The 1,456-nt window shown below is 64.2% G+C and carries 1 protein-coding gene; it reads right to left on the reverse strand.

Annotation, left to right across the window (positions count from 1 at the left end; genetic code table 11):
- Positions 1 to 39: 39 nt before the first annotated feature.
- Positions 40 to 1,456: CoA-acylating methylmalonate-semialdehyde dehydrogenase (locus tag AC1DWF_RS31935; protein ID WP_476842555.1), on the reverse strand; the 1,417-nt coding region annotated here is incomplete at its 5' end.

A 1,456-nucleotide genomic window follows, 5' to 3' on the forward strand; every position in this document is an offset into this window, starting at 1 on the left:
CCCAATGGGCGCCCGCTTCAACTCAGTCTTAGTGATGGATCAATTCATCGTCGGGATGACGAACTCCGCGCCATCCTTGACGCCCGACGGCCAGCGCGACGTCACTGTCTTGGTCTTGGTGTAGAAACGGAATGCATCCGGGCCATGCTGGTTCAGGTCGCCAAAGGACGAAGCCTTCCAGCCGCCGAAGGTGTAGTAGGCGATCGGCACAGGGATCGGCACGTTGATGCCGACCATGCCGACCTGGACGCGGGAGGCGAAGTCGCGAGCCGCATCGCCATCGCGGGTGAAGATGGCAACGCCGTTGCCCATCTCGTGGTCGTTGGCGAGCTTGATCGCGTTCTCGTAGTTCGGCGCGCGAACGACCGACAGCACCGGCCCAAAGATCTCTTCCTTGTAGATGCGCATGTCTGACGTGACGTTGTCGAACAGGCAGCCGCCCATGTAGAAGCCGTTCTCGTAGCCTTGCATCTTGAAGCCGCGGCCATCGACGACAAGCTTGGCGCCTTCCTTGACGCCAATGTCGACGTAACCCTTGATGCGCTCGAGCGCCTCACGCGTCACCACCGGGCCGAAATCGGCCGAGGAGTCGGTCGAAGGGCCGACCTTCAGGCTTTCGACGCGCGGGATCAGCTTTTCCATCAGCCGCTCGGCGGTGTCGTGACCGACAGGAACGGCAACCGAGATCGCCATGCAGCGCTCRCCGGCCGAGCCGTAGCCGGCGCCGATCAGCGCGTCGACGGTCTGGTCCATGTCCGCGTCGGGCATGATGATCATGTGGTTCTTGGCGCCGCCGAAGCACTGCACGCGCTTACCGTTGGCGCAGCMACGGCTGTAGATGTACTGGGCGATCGGCGTCGAACCGACGAAGCCGACGGCCTTGATATCAGGATCGTCGAGGATCGCGTCGACCACCGTCTTGTCGCCATTGACGACGTTGAGGATGCCCGCCGGAAGACCAGCTTCGAGAAACAGTTCGGCGATGCGCATCGGCACGCCCGGGTCGCGTTCGGACGGCTTCAGGATGAAGGCGTTGCCGCAGGCGATCGCCGGGGCGATCTTCCACAGCGGGATCATCGCCGGGAAGTTGAACGGAGTGATGCCGGCGACCACGCCGAGCGCCTGGCGCATCGAATAGACGTCGATGCCGGGGCCTGCACCGTCAGTGAACTCGCCCTTCAACATGTGCGGGGCGCCGATACAGACTTCGACGACTTCGAGGCCGCGCTGGATGTCGCCCTTGGCGTCGGCAATGGTCTTCCCGTGCTCGCGCGCCAGAAGCTCGGCCAGCGAGTCGTATTCCTTGTTGACCAGTTCGAGGAAGCGCATCAGCACGCGCACGCGGCGCTGTGGGTTGGTGGCGGCCCAGCCGATCTGCGCCGCTTTGGCGTTTTCGACAGCGGCGCGCAGTTCCTGCGCCGAGGCAAGCGCCACGGTGGCGCGCACCGAGCCGTCC

The organism is Aminobacter sp. P4_D5 (assembly GCF_056401815.1).